Source organism: Coprococcus sp. AF99-45 (assembly GCF_027663865.1).
Lineage (GTDB): Bacteria > Bacillota > Clostridia > Lachnospirales > Lachnospiraceae > Allocoprococcus > Allocoprococcus comes.
Genome location: NZ_JAQDGZ010000048.1, coordinates 1 through 2,440 on the forward strand (window position 1 = coordinate 1; position 2,440 = coordinate 2,440).

Annotated in this window: 1 rRNA gene; it reads right to left on the minus strand. The window is 50.2% G+C overall.

The annotated features are described in order from the left end of the window. Nucleotides 1-2,247, minus strand: a 23S ribosomal RNA gene (locus PGR14_RS15875); the annotation flags it as partial. Between the last annotated feature and the right edge of the window lie 193 nt (nt 2,248-2,440).

Sequence of the window (2,440 nt, forward strand, 5' to 3'; positions counted from 1 at the left end):
CCGCCCCAGTCAAACTCCCCACCTGACATTGTCCCCCAGCCGGGTCACGGCTGCTGGTTAGAAATCCAATACTGCAAGGGTGGTATCCCAACAGCGGCTCCGCATCAACTGGCGTCAATGCTTCTTCGCCTCCCACCTATCCTGTACATACAATATCGAATCCCAGTATCAAGCTGGAGTAAAGCTCCATGGGGTCTTTCCGTCCTGGCGCAGGTAACCAGCATCTTCACTGGTATTTCAATTTCACCGGGTGCATTGTTGAGACAGTGCCCAAATCATTACGCCTTTCGTGCGGGTCGGAACTTACCCGACAAGGAATTTCGCTACCTTAGGACCGTTATAGTTACGGCCGCCGTTTACTGGGGCTTAAGTTCAAAGCTTCGCTTGCGCTAACCTCTCCCCTTAACCTTCCAGCACCGGGCAGGCGTCAGCCCATATACTTCACCTTACGGTTTTGCATAGACCTGTGTTTTTGCTAAACAGTTGCTTGGGCCAATTCTCTGCGGCCAGCTCTCACTGGCACTCCTTCTCCCGAAGTTACGGAGTCATTTTGCCGAGTTCCTTAACAATGCTTCTCCCGTCGGCCTTAGGATTCTCTCCTCACCTACCTGTGTCGGTTTACGGTACGGGTACAGTACAAACAATAGCGGCTTTTCTTGGCAGCTGGCTCACACATTTCCCTACTTCAGTTCGGTATGCATCACGTCTTCGGATTGTCACGCGGATTTGCCAGCGCGACTCCTACCTCGCTTGCCGCGGGATTCCATTCCCGCTAGTGCTCTCCCTCTGCGTCCCCACAGTTCTGTTATACTGCAGTACAGGAATTTCAACCTGTTGTCCATCGGCTACGTCTTTCGACCTCACCTTAGGCCCCGACTTACGCAGAGCAGATCAGCTTTACTCTGGGAGCCTTGGGTATTCGGCCGGAAGGAGTCTCACCTTCCTCTCGCTACTCAGTCCGGCATTCTCTCTTCTTAAAAGTCCACAGCTCCTTCCGGTACTGCTTCTTCCCTTTAAGAATGCTCCTCTACCAATTAACTACGTTAATTCCTGAGCTTCGGTAGTGTGTTTCAGCCCCGGACATTTTCGGCGCAGGACCTCTCGACCAGTGAGCTATTACGCACTCTTTTAATGTATGGCTGCTTCTAAGCCAACATCCTGGTTGTCTTTGAAATCCCACATCCTTTTCCACTTAACACACATTTTGGGACCTTAGCTGCAGGTCTGGGCTCTTTCCCTTTTGACTACCCAACTTATCTCGTGTAGTCTGACTCCCATGAATCATCTTACTGGCATTCGGAGTTTGATATCCTTTGGTAAGCTTTGACGCCCCCGCGGGAATTCAGTGCTCTACCTCCAAAAGACTCTCATGAGGCTAGCCCTAAAGCTATTTCGAGGAGAACCAGCTATCTCCGGGTTCGATTGGAATTTCTCCCCTATCCACACCTCATCCCCACCCTTTTCAACGGATGTGGGTTCGGACCTCCATTGCCTTTTACGGCAACTTCATCCTGGACATGGATAGATCACCCGGTTTCGGGTCTACTCCATCTGACTTAACGCCCTATTAAGACTTGTTTTCACTTCGGCTCCATTCCTTAAGAACTTAACCTCGCCAGATGGCGTAACTCGCCGGACCGTTCTACAAAAAGTACGCGGTTCATCATATAAAGATGTTCCACAGCTTGTAAACACAGGGTTTCAGGTTCTCTTTCACTCCCCTCCCGGGGTCCTTTTCACCTTTCCTTCACAGTACTATGCGCTATCGGTCACTAAGGAGTATTTAGCCTTACGGGGTGGTCCCCGCTCATTCCCACAAGGTTTCTCGTGTCTCGTGGTACTCTGGATCCCGCCTTGCTGACTCGTCTTTCGCTTACGGGGCTTTCACCCTCTCTGGCTGGCTTTCCCAAAACCATTCTGCTAAACTTATCAGATCAATTACGCGGTCCGAACCCCGGAATGCACGCATTCCGGTTTGGGCTCTTCCGTTTTCGCTCGCCGCTACTCACAGAATCACTTGTTGTTTTCTCTTCCTCCGGCTACTTAGATGTTTCAGTTCACCGGGTTCCCTTCCATACGTTATGGATTGGCGTATGGATGACTGGAGTCTGTCCAGCCGGGTTTCCCCATTCAGATATCTCCGGATCATCGGATATTTGCTCCTCCCCGAAGCTTTTCGCAGCTTATCACGTCTTTCATCGGCTCTTAGTGCCAAGGCATCCACCCTGCGCTCTTTCTAGCATAACCAACTCCCTTCTCCCACGGGAATGGGATCCGGTTACACATGCATAGCGTTGCATGCGTTGGTATTTCAGGTCGTTTTTTTACTTCGTTTTCTCGAAGATGTAAGTTAATCATTACCTTGCGGTGATGATCACCTCGGATGTCTTTCTCTATTTGAGAATTGATTTATTTTTGTATGCAGTTTTCAAAGTACATG